General features: G+C 64.0%; 22 protein-coding genes and 1 pseudogene. 13 read left to right on the top strand and 10 right to left on the bottom strand.

The genetic code is table 11. From position 1 onward, the window contains the following. Positions 1-5 precede the first annotated feature (5 nt). From tsaE to rimI, 3 genes are read left to right on the top strand one after another with little or no spacing between them, the layout of a single operon-like run. The gene (gene tsaE / locus ABD53_RS08145) at positions 6-509 is read left to right on the top strand and encodes a tRNA (adenosine(37)-N6)-threonylcarbamoyltransferase complex ATPase subunit type 1 TsaE (protein WP_152670664.1); all 504 of its coding nucleotides are present in this window, start codon (positions 6-8) and stop codon (positions 507-509) included. Then, positions 503-1,216 carry a tRNA (adenosine(37)-N6)-threonylcarbamoyltransferase complex dimerization subunit type 1 TsaB gene (tsaB, locus tag ABD53_RS15880; protein ID WP_053057827.1) on the top strand — a complete coding sequence of 238 codons (714 nt, stop codon included), beginning with the start codon at positions 503-505 and terminating at the stop codon, positions 1,214-1,216. Before tsaE ends, tsaB begins: the two co-directional genes overlap by 7 nt. Then, positions 1,213-1,686, top strand: coding sequence for a ribosomal protein S18-alanine N-acetyltransferase (rimI, locus tag ABD53_RS08135; RefSeq protein ID WP_047865266.1), 474 nt, complete (start codon positions 1,213-1,215; stop codon positions 1,684-1,686). The genes tsaB and rimI overlap by 4 nt, the downstream gene beginning before the upstream one ends. Positions 1,687-1,709: 23 nt before the next feature. On the opposite strand, the gene ABD53_RS08130 is transcribed toward rimI, so the two are convergent. Further along, positions 1,710-1,985 (bottom strand): hypothetical protein, encoded by a 276-nt coding sequence (locus tag ABD53_RS08130; protein ID WP_047865265.1) that lies wholly within the window; start codon positions 1,983-1,985, stop codon positions 1,710-1,712. Positions 1,986-2,059: 74 nt separating this feature from the next. Between ABD53_RS08130 and tsaD the strand changes: the two genes are divergently transcribed. After that, complete coding sequence (tsaD, locus tag ABD53_RS08125) at positions 2,060-3,055, top strand: tRNA (adenosine(37)-N6)-threonylcarbamoyltransferase complex transferase subunit TsaD (RefSeq protein WP_047865264.1); 996 nt, start codon at positions 2,060-2,062, stop codon at positions 3,053-3,055. Positions 3,056-3,163: 108 nt separating this feature from the next. Beyond that, positions 3,164-4,231 (top strand): GGDEF domain-containing protein, encoded by a 1,068-nt coding sequence (locus ABD53_RS15875; protein WP_053057826.1) that lies wholly within the window; start codon positions 3,164-3,166, stop codon positions 4,229-4,231. 81 nt (positions 4,232-4,312) lie between these two features. Here the strand turns inward: ABD53_RS15875 and ABD53_RS15870 are convergent, their stop codons facing one another. Beyond that, positions 4,313-4,918: a TetR/AcrR family transcriptional regulator gene (locus ABD53_RS15870; protein ID WP_053057825.1), complete on the bottom strand. Its 606-nt coding sequence runs from the start codon at positions 4,916-4,918 to the stop codon at positions 4,313-4,315. A gap of 152 nt (positions 4,919-5,070) precedes the next feature. Between ABD53_RS15870 and ABD53_RS08110 the strand changes: the two genes are divergently transcribed. Further along, positions 5,071-6,309, top strand: a complete 1,239-nt coding sequence (locus ABD53_RS08110; protein WP_053057824.1) for a cytochrome P450 — start codon at positions 5,071-5,073, stop codon at positions 6,307-6,309. 72 nt (positions 6,310-6,381) lie between these two features. Here ABD53_RS08110 and ABD53_RS16915 read toward each other — a convergent pair whose 3' ends face one another. After that, positions 6,382-6,657, bottom strand: coding sequence for a hypothetical protein (locus ABD53_RS16915; protein ID WP_152670663.1), 276 nt, complete (start codon positions 6,655-6,657; stop codon positions 6,382-6,384). 152 nt (positions 6,658-6,809) lie between these two features. Between ABD53_RS16915 and groL the strand changes: the two genes are divergently transcribed. The 7 genes and pseudogenes from groL (at position 6,810) to ABD53_RS08090 (ending at position 13,434) form a co-directional block, all read left to right on the top strand. After that, the gene (gene groL, locus ABD53_RS08105) at positions 6,810-8,444 is read left to right on the top strand and encodes a chaperonin GroEL (protein WP_047865263.1); all 1,635 of its coding nucleotides are present in this window, start codon (positions 6,810-6,812) and stop codon (positions 8,442-8,444) included. A 141-nt stretch (positions 8,445-8,585) separates the two neighbouring features. Further along, a pseudogene (locus ABD53_RS17960) lies at positions 8,586-8,696 on the top strand (zinc ribbon domain-containing protein); the annotation flags it as partial. Then, positions 8,673-9,005 (top strand): CD225/dispanin family protein, encoded by a 333-nt coding sequence (locus ABD53_RS17955; protein ID WP_084709445.1) that lies wholly within the window; start codon positions 8,673-8,675, stop codon positions 9,003-9,005. The pseudogene ABD53_RS17960 and the gene ABD53_RS17955, both read left to right, overlap by 24 nt. A gap of 18 nt (positions 9,006-9,023) precedes the next feature. Beyond that, complete coding sequence (locus tag ABD53_RS17950; protein WP_407690111.1) at positions 9,024-9,419, top strand: DUF2752 domain-containing protein; 396 nt, start codon at positions 9,024-9,026, stop codon at positions 9,417-9,419. Between the two features lie 417 nt (positions 9,420-9,836). Further along, positions 9,837-10,994: a GuaB3 family IMP dehydrogenase-related protein gene (locus ABD53_RS08100; protein ID WP_047865262.1), complete on the top strand. Its 1,158-nt coding sequence runs from the start codon at positions 9,837-9,839 to the stop codon at positions 10,992-10,994. Between the two features lie 9 nt (positions 10,995-11,003). After that, entirely contained in the window at positions 11,004-12,530 is a 1,527-nt protein-coding gene (gene guaA, locus ABD53_RS08095) for a glutamine-hydrolyzing GMP synthase (RefSeq protein ID WP_047865261.1), read from the top strand. Between the two features lie 112 nt (positions 12,531-12,642). Next, positions 12,643-13,434 (top strand): endonuclease/exonuclease/phosphatase family protein, encoded by a 792-nt coding sequence (locus ABD53_RS08090; protein ID WP_053057823.1) that lies wholly within the window; start codon positions 12,643-12,645, stop codon positions 13,432-13,434. A gap of 287 nt (positions 13,435-13,721) precedes the next feature. On the opposite strand, the gene ABD53_RS08085 is transcribed toward ABD53_RS08090, so the two are convergent. The 7 genes from ABD53_RS08085 to ABD53_RS08055 form a co-directional block, all read right to left on the bottom strand. After that, entirely contained in the window at positions 13,722-14,519 is a 798-nt protein-coding gene (locus ABD53_RS08085) for a bacteriorhodopsin (protein WP_084709429.1), read from the bottom strand. Between the two features lie 87 nt (positions 14,520-14,606). Beyond that, complete coding sequence (locus ABD53_RS08080; protein WP_047865260.1) at positions 14,607-14,846, bottom strand: DUF2273 domain-containing protein; 240 nt, start codon at positions 14,844-14,846, stop codon at positions 14,607-14,609. Between the two features lie 23 nt (positions 14,847-14,869). Then, positions 14,870-15,442, bottom strand: a complete 573-nt coding sequence (locus ABD53_RS08075) for a hypothetical protein (protein WP_047865259.1) — start codon at positions 15,440-15,442, stop codon at positions 14,870-14,872. Continuing rightward, the gene (locus ABD53_RS08070) at positions 15,439-16,020 is read right to left on the bottom strand and encodes an Asp23/Gls24 family envelope stress response protein (RefSeq protein ID WP_152670660.1); all 582 of its coding nucleotides are present in this window, start codon (positions 16,018-16,020) and stop codon (positions 15,439-15,441) included. Before ABD53_RS08070 ends, ABD53_RS08075 begins: the two co-directional genes overlap by 4 nt. Continuing rightward, positions 16,007-16,303, bottom strand: coding sequence for a hypothetical protein (locus tag ABD53_RS08065; protein WP_235401465.1), 297 nt, complete (start codon positions 16,301-16,303; stop codon positions 16,007-16,009). Before ABD53_RS08065 ends, ABD53_RS08070 begins: the two co-directional genes overlap by 14 nt. Positions 16,304-16,336: 33 nt before the next feature. Beyond that, the gene (locus ABD53_RS08060; protein ID WP_047865256.1) at positions 16,337-16,810 is read right to left on the bottom strand and encodes an Asp23/Gls24 family envelope stress response protein; all 474 of its coding nucleotides are present in this window, start codon (positions 16,808-16,810) and stop codon (positions 16,337-16,339) included. 438 nt (positions 16,811-17,248) lie between these two features. After that, positions 17,249-18,613, bottom strand: coding sequence for an NCS2 family permease (locus ABD53_RS08055; protein ID WP_047865255.1), 1,365 nt, complete (start codon positions 18,611-18,613; stop codon positions 17,249-17,251). Between the last annotated feature and the right edge of the window lie 121 nt (positions 18,614-18,734).

Genomic DNA, 18,734 nt, shown 5'->3' with positions numbered 1-18,734 from the left:
AGTCCGTGGGGGAGCTCCCCGGACCCACGATACTGCGCCAGGGTGTGGACGAGGCCGCGCTTTCGCGCCTCGCCCGAGACCTTGCCCGCGTGCTGGCGCCGGGCGACGCGGTCGTCCTCTCCGGCGAGGTGGGGGCTGGCAAGACCACCTTCGTGCGCGCGGCCGCCCACGCCCTGGGTGTGGAGGAAGAGGTGACGAGCCCGACCTACCAGCTGGCCCGGGCCTACCGGGGTGGGCGCGGAGGCAGGCGGCTCGCCGTGGAGCATCTGGATCTGTACCGGCTGGAGGGCCTCGACCCGTACGACGCGCTCGACCTGGACGAGCACCTCCGTCCGGACGCCGTGGCGTTCGTGGAGTGGGCCGAGCCCGCGCTCGCGCTGCTCGCGGAGCCGACCGTCGTCCGGCTCTCGCACGAGACCGCCACGACGCGGCGGGTCGAGATCTCCGGCCCCGCCGCCCGGCGTCTCTCTGATGCAGAGAATACGGAGGATAGGGAGGCCGGTTGCTAGTCCTCGCCTTCGACACCTCGACGTCGGTGGCGACGGTCGCCGTGGCGCGGGTGAGCGGCGCGGACCGCGGGGGCGACGTACAGGAGGAGCGGGAGATACTCGCCGAGACCTCGGTCGCCGGTAGAGGATCGGGGGGATCTTCGGAGGCTCTGCTACCGGCCATACACTCCACGCTGGGACTGTGCGGCATCGGGGTGGGGGAGATCGGGCGCATCCTCGTCGGTCTCGGGCCGGGAACCTTTACCGGGATCAGGATCTCCGCCGCCACCGCCCGCTCGCTGGCTTTCGGGGGAGGCCTTGAGGTCGCCGGTGGGGACACGCTATCCGCGCTCGCAGAGCCCGCGCTTTCGGTGCTCGGGGAGGGTGGGAGCGTGCTATCTGTGGTGGACGCCCGGCGCGGCGAGGTGTTCGCCCGGCGCCACGGCGGTGGAGGTGCGGGAGAAGTTATCTGCGCCGAGCCGGAGTCGCTGCCGGAGGAGATGTCCGCGGCGCTCGTGACCGGTGACGGAGCGGTACGCTACCGCGAGCGGCTCGGTCATCTGGGCTTTATCCCGCCGGACGGCTCCCCGCTGCACCGGGTCACGGCGGCGGGGATGGTGCGGGGCGGCGACCTGACACCCGTCACGCCCGATGAACTGGTGCCGATCTACGTCCGCCAGCCCGACGCAGAGGCCCGTCGGGAACGCAACCCGTGGAGCGAGGGATGAAAGAGAGGGGAGACGAAGCGCCTCTGGTACCTCCGGTGGAGTTGCGTCCGATGCGCGAGGAGGACCTCCCCGAGGTGTGGGAGATAGACTCCGTAAGCCTCGCCCGCCCCTGGACGCGGGCGATCTGGCAGGCGGAGCTACACAGCCCGTTCAGCGATTATCTGGTCGCCGCGGCGAACACTGCGGAGGGCGGCGGGATCTCGGGATACGTGGGCATCAAGCACACCGCGGACGAGCTACACGTCATGAACATAGCCGTGCGTCCGGAGAGCCGCCGCAGGGGCCTCGCCCGGCGTCTGCTAACCTCGGCTATCTCCAAACACCCCGAAGCACGGACGGTGTATCTGGAAGTCCGACCGAGCAACGCCTCCGCACGCTCCCTGTACGACTCCCTGGGCTTCTCGACCGTGGGACGCCGCCCCCGCTACTACGGCGACGAGGACGCCCTGATCATGAGCCTCACCCTCTAGCCTTTCTAGACCTTCTAGACTTTCTACCTCTCCCGGCTCTCATCTTCCCGGTGCTCTTCGGACTCGTCGTCGGACCCATCCAGACCCCGGCGTGCTCTCCAGAGCTCCCGGCGTTTTTGCAGTGCGTCGCGGTCCTCGTAGGGCTTGAGCAGATACAGAGCCGCCCCCGCACACGCCGCGAATCCCACCAGCAGCGCCACCACGAAGACCGTCTGCACCGGACCTATGATCAGGTACGCCACGAGCTGCACCAGCAACACGAGCGAGATAAAAGCGAACAACAGCGAGAATGCGCGCATAACGGGAGTATACCGGCGCGCCCGATACGTGGAGTAACCGCTATAGCCCGCTACAGACAGCTACAATATGAGTCGTGATCCTCGCCATCGAGACATCCTGCGACGATACCTGCGCCGCCGTGGTCGAGCCGCTCGGTTCCGGCGCCCGCGCGCTCTCGAACGTGGTCCACACCCAGACCGAGCACGGCCGTTACGGCGGCGTGGTGCCGGAGGTCGCTTCGCGGGCCCACCTCGAACGTCTGGATGGTGTCGTGGAGCGGGCGCTATCCGAGGCGGGCGTCGGGCTGGAGGAGGTGGAGAAGGTCGCGGTCACGACGAATCCGGGTCTGATCGGGGCCCTGCTCGTCGGCGTCTCTGCCGCCAAGGGGCTCGCCTACTCGCGGGGCTTGCCGCTGGTGGCCGTGGATCACCTCGAAGGGCACGTCGCCGCCGCCTATCTTACCGAGCCGGACCTCGAGCCTCCTTTCGTCGCCGGTATAGCCTCGGGCGGGCACACCGCCCTCTACGCCGTGGACGAGCGCCGTGGCATGGAAGGGCTCGGCGCGACGCTGGACGACGCGGCCGGCGAGGCGCTGGACAAGGGAGCCCGCATGCTCGGGCTCGGGTTCCCGGGCGGCCCCGCGCTGTCGGAGGCCGGGAGGGAGGGGGACCCGGCCGCATACGATTTCCCGGTCGCGCTCAAGGGCCGCGACGACCTGAACTTCTCTTTCTCCGGCCTGAAGACGAGCCTTTTGTACCGGCTCAAGGGGCTCTACGCGGAGGCGGTGGCCGCGGAGTTGCCGGATCTCGCGGCGAGCTACGAGTCGGCGGTGGTCGAGGCGCTGGTCCGAAAGATGGTGCGGGCTGCCGAGCTGCGGGAGGCGCGCTCGCTGGTCGTGGCCGGGGGCGTGGCCGCCAACGCCCGGCTGCGGCGCAGGCTCGGTGAGGAGTGCGAGCGCCGGAGCCTCGGGCTCGTGGTCCCGCCGTCCGCGCTGTGCACCGACAACGCGGCCATGATCGGGGCCGCAGCCCTCTACACGCCCGCGCTGGCCCACCCGGACTACCTCTCTGTGAGCGCCCGTAGCGCGTAAGGTTACGTAGCTTATGCGGCGGACGTAGAGCCGGAGGCGGCCAGGGGTTATTCTTGTACCGTGTCTACCATCGTGCCGGGAACGGGGCAGAGTGCTACGGGGGAGGTAGTGGATTCCCTAGCCGGTTTCAAGCGCCGCACCTACGCGGTGATCCTGACCGTGGGTTTTACAGGCTCCTGCCTTGCCTGGCTTGCAAACGAGCTGGCGGGCAGCATTTCGCCCTTTACCCGGGCCGCGTTCGTCTCCGTCTTGTTAGTCTCGGCCGTCTCTATCTGGACGTTACTCTCCGGCAGGCTGCCGGTGCGCATCGTCGAGGAGGCGGTGTATATAAGCATAGGGGCCGTGTTGCTCGCGGTCCTCGCCTATGCTCTGTACTTGGAGCCGCAGCCGGGGCTCACGGACGTCTCGCTGTTCAGCCTCTACCTGTGGTTTCCTTTTATCTACATCTTCGTCTTTCTGGCCCACGAGAGATTCGGGGCGCTGGTCCGCGCGGGAATTCTGTACGCGCTCTCCGTCCTGCTTTCCTTACCCGTTTTCTTTCTACCCGCCGGTGAGAGAACCCCTCTGGAGGGAGTGAACACGCTGGGCCTGACCTACGTCTCTGGAGTCTCTATCATTACGGTGCTCTATTTCTTGACCAGTATGAAAGACGACCTGCGCCGCACGGAGCTCGACGCAGAGCGCCTCAAGCGCCTGGCCGACACCGACCCGCTCACGGGGATATTAAACCGCCGGGGCCTGGAGCCGATACTGAGCCGGGAGGTGGAGCGGGCCGCGCGCACGGGCGGGGCTCTGTCCCTGATCGTCTTCGACCTGGACGACTTCAAGATCCTCAATGACACCTACGGTCACGACTCCGGCGACGAGGCCCTGATAAACGTCGCCCGCAAGGTCCAGCCACACCTCAGAGAAAACGACAGCTTCGCGCGCTGGGGAGGCGAGGAGTTCGCCGTCCTCGTGCCGGACACCGGCCTCGAGCCCGCCTACCTGCTGGCCGATAGGCTCCGGATCACCATCGAGGAGCACGAGTCGGCCACCGGATGGTGGATTTCGGCGAGCTTTGGGGTCTCCTCTTATCGCCACAACGATAGCGGGACCACGCTCTCAAAACGGGCCGACCTCGCCCTCTACCGCGCTAAAGAGCTCGGCAAGAACCGCACGGAGACCAGCGCCTGAGCCCGCTTGTCCCGCCTTACCCCGTATTGCCCTGTCTTTACTCTGCCTCGCTCCGATCCGCCCTGTCCGGGGACCGACGGCTCAGGTCTCGAACGCCGCGTTGCGGGTAGGGTGTTCGATCAGGTCCCGGTAGATCCCACCCATTCGCTCGGGCGGGTAGGGCATCCCGCGCTCCAGCCACCACCGGATCAGCGCGATCGAGGAAACTACCAGGTGGTGGGCCGCGATCTCCGCCGGCACGGGCTCGTTTTGATAATTCTCTCCGCCCACTCCGGACGGGACGTTCTGACCTAGCACGTTGCTCGTGCCGGTCTCTACCATCCGCCTGACCAGCGCCGGCGAAGCGCCGTCTCCCAGCAGTACCCGGCACACCTCGGCGTTCTCCTGAACGTACCGGAAAAGCGAAGCGCCGACGGCGGCCTGTCCCTCGGCCTGCGCTGGACCGAGCAGTTGGAGCAGGTCGTCGAGCACGACCTCCAGTACCTCTTCGAGCAGGGCGTCTTTACCGGGATAATGCCGGAAAAACGTCGCGTAACCGACGTCCGCGCGCCCGGTGATCTCCCGGACCGTCACCTCCTCGTAACCCCGCTCCAGGACGAGCGAGATCAAAGCCTCGGCCAGAAGACGCCGCGTGCGCCTCACCCTCCGGTCCCCGGAGTACCCGCTCGTCCCGTCTACGGCCTCCATGTCCCTCCTCTGCCTCTGGCATACCTCTGACTGACAACCACCACGGCTGCCAAGATTATTATGATACTCTGTGTCTCAAAAGCTGTACACCGTAACGTAAAGTAACGTAAAACGCCGGGTGGCGGATTAGCGGTGAGTGAGAGGGGTGATCCATGTCGGATGAGGTTCGGGGAGGGTGTCCGGTTGACCACGCGGCGCTGTCTCAGCGCAAGACGGTGCGTACCGTGGAGGCCCCCGCGCGGGAGGCGGTTGAGCAGGGGCCGGACGGGGTCTGGCACGTCCGCGGCCACGCCCAGACACGAGAGGTCTTGCGGAGCACCGAGGTCAAGCAGGCGGGGTTCAACGCGGAGCTACTACAGAAGATGCCGGGGGAGATGAGGGCCCCGATCCTGTACCAGGAAGGCAAGCCGCACAACGAGCAGCGCGCTAAGACCGCCCGTTTCTTCTCGCCCAGGGCCGTAAGCGAGAACTACCGGGGGTTGATGGAGGAGTTTGCGGGGGGCTTGATCTCCGAGCTGCGGCGCAAGCGTCGCGCCGAGCTAGACGACCTGAGCCTGAAGCTCGCCGTGAAGGTCGCGGGCAAGGTCGTCGGGCTCACGGATAGCAGAGTGCCGGGGATGGACCGGCGTCTGGAGGCATTCTTCGCGAACGACATCACGAGCTTCGGCTGGAGCCCGCGCGCCCTGCTCGGCTTCGCCCGCAACCAGACCCGGGTCGCGGCCTTTTTCTATTTGGACGTCAAGCCCGCCATAGAGGCTCGCAAGAAAGAGCCCCGGGAGGATGTGATCTCCCACCTCATAGAGCAGGGCTACGGCGACGGCGAGATCCTGACCGAGTGTCTGACCTACGCCGCGGCCGGCATGGTGACGACCCGCGAGTTCATAAGCGTCGCCGCCTGGCACATGCTCGAACAGCCCACGGTCCGCGAGCGTTACCTGCAAGCCGACGAGAAAGAACGCCACGCGCTGCTAGAGGAGATACTGCGCCTCGAGCCCGTGGTCGGCCACCTGTACCGGCGCGCCACCGCCGACATCCAGCTGGACGGCGGGCCGGACGGAGAAGCCTCGGTGACCATCCCGGCGGGCAGCCTCGTGGACCTCCACATCTACGACGCAAACGCCGACGAGTCGGTGGCCGGGGAATGTCCGCTCGCCCTCCGGCCGGGCCGCGAGCTGCAGAAAGAGAAGGTCGGAGCGGCGGTCATGGGCTTCGGCGACGGCAGCCACCGCTGTCCCGGGAGCTACATCGCCATTCAGGAGTCCGACGTCTTCCTGCGCAAGCTGCTCGCCCTCGAAGACCTGCACATCGAGCGTAAGCCCTCCGTGAGCTGGAACGAGCTGGTAGCGGGTTATGAGGTTCGGAGCTTCACCATAGCCCTGGGGTCCTCGTAGCCCGCCTTACTCCTCTGTAGGCCGGGATTCTTGAGATCCGGGGGACCTATCCGGGAGCTATCCCAGCCTGCTTTATGCGCCCTGTAGCGCCCGCTCCCGCTCCTCGCCGGTGAGCACGGTGCTACGGGCACACTCCCTGCAGGTCGCCTGCACGTTGTTATCGTGGTTTTTCAGGTAGACCACGAGCATCTTCTTGGGCACCCGATAGATAATGTGCTCCGTGTCGGCGGCGCACCGTTCACAGTAACGCTCTTCCCGGACCAGCTCTCTAGGTATTCTGCTAAGCGCCGGGAGTCCCTCCCGGCGCGAGCTATCGTTTCTTTCTCGTGATTCAGTCCTCGGGTTCATGGTTTGAATTCTACCCCTGCCGGGACTATACTGCTCGTTGTTGGCACTCTCCTGGTGAGAGTGCCGAAAAGTGTAAGCCGGTGGGCCGAGACGATTAGATGTAGCCAGATCGGCTAAAGTCCGGCAGGTAGTCTAACAGAGGAGGACCGAGGGTGGCTCACAAAGAGCTAAAGTTCCACACCGACGCCCGGCAGTCGCTAGAGTCCGGCGTCAACAAGCTGGCGGACGCCGTAAAGGTAACGCTCGGGCCGAAGGGCCAGTACGTGGTGCTGGACAAGAAGTTCGGCTCGCCGACCATTACCAACGACGGCGTGACGATTGCGCGCGAGATCGAGATCGAGGACATCTTCGAGAACCAGGGCGCGCAGCTCGTAAAAGAGGTCGCCACCAAGACCAACGACGTCGCCGGTGACGGCACGACCACGGCCACGGTGCTGGCCCAGATCATCGTGCGCGAGGGTCTGAAGAACGTCGCGGCGGGCGCCAACCCGGTCATCCTGCGCGCCGGCATAGACAAGGCCGTGGATCAGGCCGCCGAGGCCATCAAGGGTCAGGCGAACGAGATCTCCGGCAAGGAAGACATCGCCCGCGTCGGCGCCATCTCCGCTCGCTCGGACGAGATCGGCAACGCCATCTCCGACGCCATAGACAAGGTCGGCAAGGACGGCGTGGTGAACGTCGAGGAGGGCAACACGCTCGGACTCGACCTTGAGTTCACCGAGGGCATGCAGTTCGACAAGGGCTACCTCTCGCCGTACATGGTCAGCGACCAGGATCGCATGGAGGCCGTGCTCGACGACCCCTACATCCTGCTCGCCAACCAGAAGATCGGCAACATCCAGGACGTGCTGAACCTTCTGAACCAGGTAATGCAGCAGAACCGTCCGCTGCTCATAGTGGCCGAGGATGTCGAGGGCGAGGCTCTCGCCACCCTGATCGTCAACAAGCTGCGCGGCACCTTCAACGCCGCCGCCGTCAAGGCCCCCGGCTTCGGTGACCGCCGCAAGCGGATGATGGAGGACATCGCGACGCTAACCGGCGGCGAGGTCATCACCGAGGAGCTCGGCCTCAAGCTCGAGAACACCCAGATGAACCAGCTTGGCCGCGCCCGCCGCGTCGTTATCACCAAGGACGACACCACAATCGTGGACGGCGCCGGCGAGGCTGACGCCATCCGGGGCCGGATCGGCCAGATCCGCAGCGAACTGGATAACACCGACTCCGACTTCGACCGCGAGAAGCTCCAGGAGAGGCTCGCCAAGCTCTCCGGCGGCGTGGCGGTCATCAAGGTCGGCGCGGCCACGGAGACCGAGCTCAAGGAGAAGAAGCATCGCGTCGAGGACGCACTCTCCGCGACCCGCGCGGCCCTCGAAGAGGGCGTCGTGCCGGGCGGCGGCGTCGCGCTGCTGCACGCCCAGAACGCGGTCGGCGACTTCCTTTCCAGCCTGGACGGCGACGAGCTGACCGGCGGCAGGATCATCTACCGCGCGCTGGAGGAGCCGATCCGTCAGATTGCCTCCAACGCCGGGGCCGACGGCTCCATCGTGGTGGACAAGGTCCGCAATCAGGGCGGTAACGTGGGCTTCAACGCCCTGAGCGGCGAGTACGAGGATCTCGTGAAGGCCGGCGTCATCGAGCCCGCGCTCGTGACCCGCTCGGCGCTCCAGAACGCCGCTTCCATCGGGAGCCTCATCGTCACGACCGACGTCGTCGTGGCCGAGCCCGAGGAGGAAGGCGCCGGAGCCGCCGCCGGTGGCGGCATGGGCGGCATGGGCGGCATGATGTAAGGGCCGTCCAAAGCGAGAGATCCATCGGGGCGGGGCCTTATTGGCTCCGCCCCTCTTTGTTTTGCGGGACCCGCCACTGGATTCCAGTCGTCGTGTTGCGCGAAATGCTTCGCATAGCGCATAATAAACGAGCAGTGAGTAATGCTAGGGGAGTTTCAACCAGTAGCAATAATAGATGGAGGACTAGTGTATTGCTCTAACTGCGGCGCCCAGAACGACGATAATGCTATCCACTGCACCAATTGCGGGGCCAATCTACGATCTGGGGCTTCCCAGCCTACTGGTGTTCCACCATACACTCAGCACCACTCGCAGGAATACGTTCCGAATTACCTAGTTCCAGCTATTCTCACCACGATCTTCTGTTGTTTGCCGTTTGGGATAGTATCTATAGTCTATGCAGCGCAAGTTAATGGCAGAGTGGCGGCGGGTCAGAGAACAGCCGCTGCGGAGACGTCGAGGAAAGCAAAGACTTGGGCGTGGGTAGCTTTTGGGAGCGGGATAGTGCTTTGGCTAGGCTATCTATCCTTCACTGTCATTGCGGCTCTTGCCGGAGCCTGAGTCTTGGCCTCGACCTCTATGGCCCGGCTCTCCTCTGCGGGCTTTATTTTTGCAGTGTTAATATCTATAAGCGTTCTGTACTTAGTCAATCCGACTAACTCTAACCTCTTCCCGCGGTGCCCGTTTTTAGCAATGACGGGTTGCTATTGTCCGGGATGCGGGAGTCTTCGAGCTATACATCAACTCGCACGTGGAGAACTTGTTGCAGCTCTAGGCTTGAACCCTATGATGGTTCTTTCCGTCCCCTTTATCGCCTACTACTTTACATCTCAACTCAAGCTCACCTTCTTTGGACAATCGTTACGACGTTTCTTTATCCAACCTGTATTTATATGGTCATTACTATTGATTATCTTGGTGTACTGGATACTAAGGAATATCCCTGTTTATCCGTTCTCTTTGCTAGCACCGTAATATCCTGCTGGTTTGATTACTCCGCGTACAGGGAACTACACTTACAACGAAAACGGCGGTCAAGGGAGGAGTAAAATGGGACGAGGGCTGTTAGGCACAATCATTAGCGTGCTGGTCATAATAATCTTGGTTGTGCTCATATTGAGGCTTGTTAACTAAGCGTTCTTGCCAGAGGACCCGGTGCTGTGTGAACTAGCAGACAAGCTGGCGGATAACTTACCTTGACCCTCGCGGACGACGAGGTGTAGCATAATCTGGATTTGCGAGGGCCAGAGTAAAGAAGAGGCGGAGCCCACGGACGACTGTTCGTGGGCTTTGTTATACCCGCTGCGGGCTTTAGGCGTCGGGCGGCGGCCTCCGATTCGGGCTCTAGGTAGTGGTGCGGGCCTCTCGGGGCCTGCCTAGAAAGGAGGCTAAATGGACATTGAGATAGGGAGAGGAAAGACGGCGCGAAGGGCCTACTCTCTGGACGAGATCGCCATCGTCCCGAGCCGCAGGACCCGGGATGCGGAGGATGTGGACATATCCTGGAGTCTCGGGAATTTGCACCTGGATCTACCGTGTATGGCGAGCGCGTTGGACGCCTCGGTAGACCCCAAGACCGCCGGGATCATCGGTAACCTGGGCGGGCTGGCGGTGCTCAACCTGGAGGGGCTCCAGACCCGCTACGAGGACCCGGACTCGATCTTTGAGGAGATTGCGAGTCTGCCGCAGGAGAAGGCGACCCGCGTGATGCAGGAGCTCTACCAGGAGCCCATCAAGGAAGAGCTCATCTTCCGCCGGGTGCAGGAGATCAAGGACCAGGGCGTCCTCGCCTGCGCGAGCCTTACCCCCCAGAGGGTGGAGAAGTATCATCGCTCCGCCCTGGAGGCCGGGCTGGACCTCCTGGTGATACAGGGCACCGTGGTCTCCGCCGAGCACGTCTCCACCACGACCACTCCTCTGAACCTCATGGAGTTCATACCCTCGCTCAACGTGCCCGTGGTCGTCGGCGGCTGCGCCAGCTACTCGACCGCACTCCACCTCATGCGCACCGGCGCGGTCGGCGTGCTCGTCGGGGTCGGGCCGGGCCGTATCTGCACCACCCGGGGTGTGATCGGGGTCGGCGTGCCCCAGGCCACCGCGGTGGCCGACGCGGCCGCGGCCCGCATGCGCCACTACTTCGAGACCGGCGACTACGTGAACGTCATCGCCGACGGCGGCATGTCGACCGGGGGCGACGTATCCAAGGCGGTTGCGGTCGGCGCCGACGCCGTGATGCTCGGCAGCGCGTTCGCCAAGGCCGAGGAGGCCCCGGGCAAGGGCTACTCTTGGGGTATGGCGACCTTCCACCCGACGCTGCCGCGCGGCACCCGCATAAAGACCACCACTACCGGCAGCATCGAGGAGATCCTGACCGGCCCGGCTCGGGAGAACGACGGCTCCCTGAACCTTATGGGCGCGCTCCAGATGAGCATGGCCACGACCGGCTACCAGAACATCAAGGAGTTCCAGAAGGCCGAGGTCATGTACGCTCCGGGACTGCAGACCGAAGGCAAGGTCGAGCAGCGCTCCCAGGGCGTAGGTATGGGCTAGGGGCGGCGCGTGATCCTGGTCCTCGACTTTGGCGGACAGTACGCCCAGCTAATAGCCCGCAGGGTGCGCGAGGCCCGCGTCTTCAGCGAGCTCGTCCCCTACGACACGCCGGTGGAGAAGATAGCCTCCTACGGCGAAGACCTCGAAGGCATCATCCTCTCCGGCGGGCCGAACAGCGTGTACGAGGAAGGCGCACCGAGGATAGACCCGGCGCTCTTCGACCTCGAAGTGCCCATACTCGGCATCTGCTACGGCATGCAGCTCATGGGCCTCGCGCTCGGCGGCGAGGTCGAGAGCGTGCAGATCCGGGAGTACGGCCGGTCCGAGATCCACGTGAAGGACGATAAGGGGATCTTCGCCGGGACCCCCGAGACCCAGGTCGCCTGGACCAGCCACGGCGACGCCGTGCTCGCCCCGCCGCCCGGCTTCGAGGTAACCGCCGAAACCCCGACCGTGCCGATAATCGCGTTCGAGGACCGCGAGCGGCACCGCTACGGCATCCAGTTTCACGCCGAGGTAAAGCATACCGAGAGCGGCGAGGACATCCTCAAGAACTTCCTCTTTGAGGCGTGCGAGGCCAGGCCGGAGTGGACCCCGGTCAACATCATCACCGACGCGGTGGAGAAGATCCGGGATCAGGTGGGGGAGTCGAAGGTGATCTGCGGCCTCTCCGGCGGCGTGGACTCGGCTGCGGCCGCGCTGCTCGTCCACCGGGCCGTCGGCGACAACCTCACCTGCGTCTTCGTGGACCACGGCCTCTTGCGTCAGAACGAGGCGGATCAGGTCATGGAAACCTTCCAGGAGAACTCGGACGTGCCGCTCATTCACGTGGACGCCCGGGGCCGCTTCCTGGACAAGCTCGCCGGCGTCACCGACCCGGAGGCCAAGCGCAAGATCGTGGGCGAGGAGTTCATCCGAACCTTCGAGGAGGAGGCCGGGCAGATACAAGACGCCGGATTTCTCGTGCAGGGCACGCTGTACTCGGACGTCATAGAGAGCGGCACGCGGGACGCGGCCAAGATCAAGAGCCACCACAACGTCGGCGGCCTGCCGGAGGTGATGGACCTCGACCTCGTCGAGCCCCTGCGCAGCCTGTTCAAGGACGAGGTGCGTGTCGTGGCTGCGGAGCTCGGGATGCCGGAGCGCATGGTGTGGCGCCAGCCGTTCCCCGGCCCCGGCCTCGCCATCCGCATTATCGGGGAGGTAAACGCCGAGCGCCTGGAGATACTCCGCAGGGCCGACGCCGTACTACAGGAGGAGATCCGCACTGCCGGCCTGTACCGCGACCTGTGGCAGAGCTTCGCCGTCTTACCCGCCATCCACTCCGTCGGCGTCATGGGCGACGCCCGCACCTACGCCTACCCGGTGATGATCCGGGCCGTCACCTCCGACGACGCCATGACCGCTGACTGGGCGCGCCTCCCGTACGACCTGCTCGAAAAGGTTAGTAACCGCATCATAAACGAGGTCCCCGGCGTCAACCGCGTTGCTCTCGACATAACCAGCAAGCCTCCCGGCACTATCGAGTGGGAGTAGAGGCGGCCTGCCGCCGGCGGTCAGCAGGTGTGTGGAGCGACCTGCAAGCAGAAGAGGCCGCGTTCCCAGGAGCGTCAAAGCTTAAAGCTAAACGCTGAGCGCTCTAAGGGTGATGACCTTCAACGTCCGGGGCTCGCAGCACCGCGACGGCGCGAACGAGTGGCCCCGGCGCGCCGGGCTAAACGTGGACTGCATCCGGCGCTGCGCGCCGCACCTAATAGGCTTCCAGGAGCTTCAGAAAGGCAACCGGAAGACCTACGATAGGGAGCTGTCCTGCTACGAGCGGCGGCTCGGGCCAGGCTACGAGAATCACAGGCCGTGGGCCTACAACGCGGTCTACTGGGACCCGAATAGGCTGAACCTCCTCGACGGAGGCGGGTTCTGGCTCTCCGAGACGCCTGACGAACGATCTCGCTCGTGGGGGTCGAGCCACGTGCGCTCGGCGTCGTGGGCGCGTTTCCGTACCCCGCACGGCGCGGAGTTCGTTCACCTCAATACCCACCTGGATCACGAGAGCGGCGAGGCCCGGGTAGAGGGCAGCCGCCTCATCCTCCGCAGGCTTGAAGAGCTAACGGGCGGCACGCTACCCGCGATCGTGACCGGAGACTTCAACTGCAACCCGGGCTACAGGACCTACCAGATGTACGAGGAGGCCGGTTACTCGGACGCCCATCGTCTGGTCGGCAACCCGCCGGAGAACACCTTCCACCGCTTTGCGGGCCAGGACTTTACCCCCAGGAGGCGAGATAGCGAGGCGAGGCTCGACTGGGTGCTCGTGCGGGACGGCTCGGAGAGACGGTGGGAGACACGCTCCTGCTCCGTGGTACGCGACGAGGTCCCGCCCGTCTACCCGAGCGACCACTATCCGGTGGTCGCCGAGCTCGTGCTCTCTGACCCCGGCTAGCCGCTTACGCCCAGTTGGCGAAGGCGTACATCAACGCCGTTATGAAGACTATCGCCGCGAGGTCAGCCATACTCCGGTAAGTACCATCTGAGCGATGTAGCCGGAGCCGGGTCTCTCTGCCCCGGTGTTCCTCCGAGCTCCGCCTACCAGGACCACGTGTAGCGTCTTCCACGTCCAGTGCGGTCACGTCCAGTGGATTTTCGGCAAAAGTGGAGAAGTAGGGCAAAGAAAAAGCGGGCCCCCATGGGGACCCGCTAGGGAGTCGTGCAATACTTTTCGTTTACGCTCTAGCTAACCCGGGCGGCCCTTCTCTGGGAGCCACCGCCGCTCTGCTGCTGGCCACCCGAGGCGCGCCTGACGCCGCCGAGCAGGATAGCGCCGAAGGCTATCTTCGCCAGGACATCCAGAACCGCGTAGAGGAAGACCTCGATCGGGGCCGTAACGAGCCCGGCGCCTTCGGTACCGATCAGCCACACGATCGGGTAGATGATCCAGAGCACCGTCAGCATGGTAGCCAGGGTGTAGAACAGCCCAAAGCCGCCCTCCGGCTCACCCTGCTGGGCCGCGGAGCGCAGCGGACCCCAGACGAGAGCGAGTACGATCAGGAAGAAGATGGTGCTGAGCACGAAGAAAAGCCCGGACACGAACGCGGTGGTCGCACCGGCCACAACACCGGTCAGGATCATCAGCACGTCGGCGATGACGAGGCCCCAGATCAAGCCTGACCTGTTTCCTACTCCTGTGCCGCCGAGACCGACCCAGGCCAGGCCCAGGAGCAGCAGGGGAGTCGTTAGCGTCCAGTCTATGTAGCGACCAAAGTAGTACACCACCGGCTCGCCGCCGGGGCCCGAAACGAGAGAGATGGCACCGCCGGTGGCCATTATCGCGTACCACACGCCAGCCCAGAGCACGATAATGGTGCTAGCTACATAGTGGTGAGTGTGACTGCCACCGCTGGTAGCGGCCAGATAAACGAACCATGCGGTAGCGAGGAAGAAGCCGCCAGCCCCGATCCAGAGCCAGAAGACCGAACTGCCCTCCTGTACCAACTCTCCCAGTACTCCCTGCAACAACGCAAGCTGCATTCTTTACCCCTTCCTTTCTGAGTTGCTTTCCGGCACCTCACAGAACCTTAAATGCTCTGCGGCCCCGGAGAAGTGAAACAGACTACCCTAGTCCACCCTCGGAGGCCTCGGGGGACCCTGCCCCTGTTCCGGATACCGCGTGCGGCCCTGGGCCCGGTACTGTATCTCCTGGAGACTCAACTCTCCGTCGAGGAACTTGCCTATGAAGTATCCCAAAAGCCCCGCCAGGACGGCGAGGGCGGTCAACCCGACCCCGACCAGTCCTATAAAGAGCACCACCAGGGCACCGAATAGTGCGCCCCAATGTTTGTTAGTCCAGTATTGCACGAACTCTCCTTTCGTCTGGCGTTCTAGGACTCAGAGCCCGAGTCGGCCCCTTCGACCGTAACCTCGACCTCTCTTACCGGGACGCTCTGATTGTCCAGAACTTGCCGGATCTTATCCCGGGCACGTTCCGCTACCCCCGTGTAGCTGCTCGACTCTGGAACGTTGATCCTGCAGTTGACCTTGTAGGCCTTCTTCCTGGAGGCGAGCGACACCCTGGGGGAAGCCCCGCCGGCCTCTCGGGCCGCCCCCGCCGCGAGCGAGCGTACGCCCTTGGCGGTGATCTTGGTCTCCTTGCCGGACTCGCGGTTCAGGGTGACCTGTTTGGCAGGACGACGTCCCGGGGTGACCTCCCTGAATATGAGTATCAGGGCTATAAGCGCCACCAACGCGCTTACGACACCGGCTATGATCCTGGCCGTGTTCGGCAGCCCGGAGAGCGAGAAGCTGCCTATGGAGCTGGCCGCGCTCTGGTACCCGGTGTATGTATTCGCCAGCTGTGAAGAGATAACCCCGAGCCCGACCAGCAACAGCAGAACCGGCACCACCAGCAGTAGCAGGGCTATGATCAGCATTACTAACCTGTTGAAACCGTTCATTTCACCCTTGTCTCTGAGCTCGATCCCTGAGGGCTGGTCTCTTCTAATTTTAGCTTTAGCTTTTTGATCGGGACCCCCCTCTCCGAGAGCGTGCTGTTCATCTGGTCCCGGATGCTGGAGCTTTCTCCGCCCTCCCCGGTTCTGACGCTAGCCTTGACCTTGGCCTTGGCGCCGGCTCCCCGGCGCGCCTTGGCCTTGGCCTTGGCGCCCAAAACGGCCGATGTGCTCTCGGCGGCGCTCTTGACCGCGCTGCGGACGGCGCTCCGGGTCAGATACACGCCCTTTGAACTGGTACGCACGTGACGGGGCCTGCGCGGCTTCAGCTCTAGTATTAGCAGGATCAGGCCAAGAACCACGATAGCGGCCAGGATAGCGATTGTGAGGGCGGGCAGCGTGCCCTGCCCGAGGCTCTGCAGGAAGCTCTGCGCGCCGCTCAGTATGCTCGGTACACCCAGGGTCTGCTCCAGGCTGGAGAGACTGTAGCCCGCTATCTGGAAGCTGTAGATCACGCCGTAGATACCCAGAACCAGGAGCGCCACAAGAAGCAGGGTTACGACGATCCGGTTAAACACTCGCATCGTCGTTCACCTCCTCGGACATCGCCAGGTCGTCGACAACTACTTGTATACTGCGGCCTTCCGCGTCCCGGGCGACCTTGTCTCTTACCTCGCCCGCCAGCTCTGGGACGGTGCCCTTGAGCGGGTAGAGGGCGACTATGTGCACCTCCACCTCTTCCTCGGTCACTATAACCCCGAGAACCTTCTCCCCGGGCCCGTAAGTCGCAATCTCCGCCAGGGTGCCGGTGCCTAGAGAATGTATACCCTCTGTAGAGAGGGCCGTATCGGCTACGGCCCTCGCCACTTGAAGTTCGCCAGCCACAGACGCCTCGGCTGCCTAGCCGGACTGCTGCTGTTGGCCCTGCTCCAACTGCTGCTGGTTCTGATCGTTTTGCGGGAAGAAGATGTTGGTGACATCTATGTTGACCTCGTTGACCTTCAGGCCGACCAGGTTCTCCACGCGGTTGATCACGTTCCGGCGCACAGCCTCGGTGAGCTGGGGTATGGACTTGCCGTACTCCGCCGTCAGGATCAGGTCTATAGCGGCCTCTTCCTGGCCGACCTCGACGGTTACGCCGGTGGTCTGGCCGCCGCCCTGATTGCCGGTGATGCTACCTATGAGACCGGCCGCCGCCTGAGAGCCGCCGCCACCCATGCGGATGCCGTCAACCTCCTGGGCGGCTATACCGGAGACCTTCGAGACCACCGCGCTCTGGATGGTGGTGCCGCCACGCTCGCTCTGCAGGGGGCTGTTCGACTGCTGCCCTCTCTGCTGACTTTGCTGATTTTGCTGACCCTTCGACTCACTCATCGACTCTCCCTTCTGACTACTGCCTACGACAAGGACTAACCTAGCCTACCCCGGAGTATGTTCCCGTAAGAGGTATCTCTGCGATGGCTATCAAACGTCTGATTACATCCGGTTCGCTTGGCCTCGTCGAAGAGGCTTGACCCGCTCCAACAGAACCCGGGACGGAACGAAATTATCTGTGTGCCGCCGAACGGTAACGCTGGGGATAAGGGCCATGATTATGCGGACCGTGAACGTTGACTCGCCTTTCACCTCCCCCTTTACAATTACTCCGCAAGCTGCCACGTAGCGTCCGTAAGCGAAGCATAACAGATACTTTGTCTCGCGCTACACCAGGGCCTGTTACCCCCGGCTCAGGGAGCCTAAACATCCCGGACACATCCGGTCTCGTAACAGCCTCGTTAACAAGGGCCTCGCCTTAGCTCTCCGGAGTGTCGGTTAGGAGAACAGGCTCTGGAGCGCCGGCTCCACGAAGGCGAGCATGAAGAGCGCGGCCACGCCGTAGAGCAGGGGGTGGACCTCGCCGGGGCGGCCCCGGGCGAGCTTTATGAGCACGTACGAGATGAAGCCGAAGCCTATGCCGTAGGCGATGTTGAAGGTCAGCGGCAGCGTGAGGATGGTGAGAAAAGCCGGGATAGCCTCGTCGAAACGGTCCCAGGGGATGAAGCGGACCGAGGTCATCATCAGGAAGCCCACTACCACGAGCGCCGGGGCCGTTACGGGGGAGACGAATAGCTCGCCGCCCTCGGGTCCCGCTATGGGCACGGCGCCGCCGAAGACCGCGATCAGGGGCGCGAACGGCAGCGCCAGCAGGAATAGCAGCCCGACCACCACGCTGGAGAACCCGGTCCTGCCGCCCTCGGCGACCCCCGACCCACTCTCGACGTAGGATGTTACCGAGCTCGCGCCCATCGCGCCGCCGCCAACCGCCGCCAGGGAGTCCACGAGCAGGATGCGCTTGGTGTTCGGCACCGTGCCGTCGTCCTCCAGCAGATCTCCCTCCTGGGCGACCGCGATCATGGTCCCCATCGTGTCGAAGAAGTCCGTCATGAAAAGCGCGAAGATCACGGGTAGCAGCGTGAGCTGCAACACGTCCGGCACCGCCAAGATACCGCCGCCGACCGTGGAGGTGTCGAAGTTGAAGTCCACTACCTGCTGCGGCAGCGGCACCACGCCCGAGATCATGCCCGCTATCCCGGTTACGGCTATGCCGATCAGGAGCCCTCCCCGTATCCCCCGGGCGACCAGCGAGAGGGTCACGGCGAGCCCGAAGACCGCGAGCAACACCGGCCCGCTGGTGAGGTCTCCGAGGGCCAGATAGTTCGTCTCGTTGGAGACCACGATCCCGGAGTTCTTCAGCCCGATAAACGCTATGAAAAGCCCGATACCGACGGCTATGGCGAACTTTAGCGAGAGCGGGACCGCGTTAAGTACCGCCTCCCGCAGGTTGGTCAAGACGAGGACCGTTATCAACAGCCCCTCCACGACGATGGCCGCCATCGCCGTCTGCCACGGCAGCCCCAGCCCGAGTATTAGCGTGTAGGCGACGACCGCGTTCAGCCCGAGGCCCGAGGCCAGCGCCAGCGGGAAGTTCGCCGCCACGCCCATCGCGATGCTCGCGGCGGCGGCCGCCACGCAGGTGGCGAATATGATCCCGGAAGCGGAGAGCCCGGTGCCCTCGCTGGCGAGTATCGAGGGGTTGACGAAGATTATGTACGCCATCGTCATGAAGGTCGTCAGACCGGAGATGATCTCCGTGCGGAGGCTCGTGCCCCTCTCCGAGAACTTGAAGAAGCCGTCCAAACCTTCTTATCCCCCCAGAACCGATGACTCGCGAATGCTCCGCACCGCCCTTTGTCACGCCGCGAAGGCCCCGAGCTTGAGCCGGAGCCACACTAGATGCCTGATAAATATAGCAGTCTGG

The organism is Rubrobacter aplysinae, assembly GCF_001029505.1.
GTDB lineage: Bacteria > Actinomycetota > Rubrobacteria > Rubrobacterales > Rubrobacteraceae > Rubrobacter_A > Rubrobacter_A aplysinae.
Note: the sequence above shows the minus strand (reverse complement) of the source record. Positions and strands in the feature narration are given on the sequence as shown.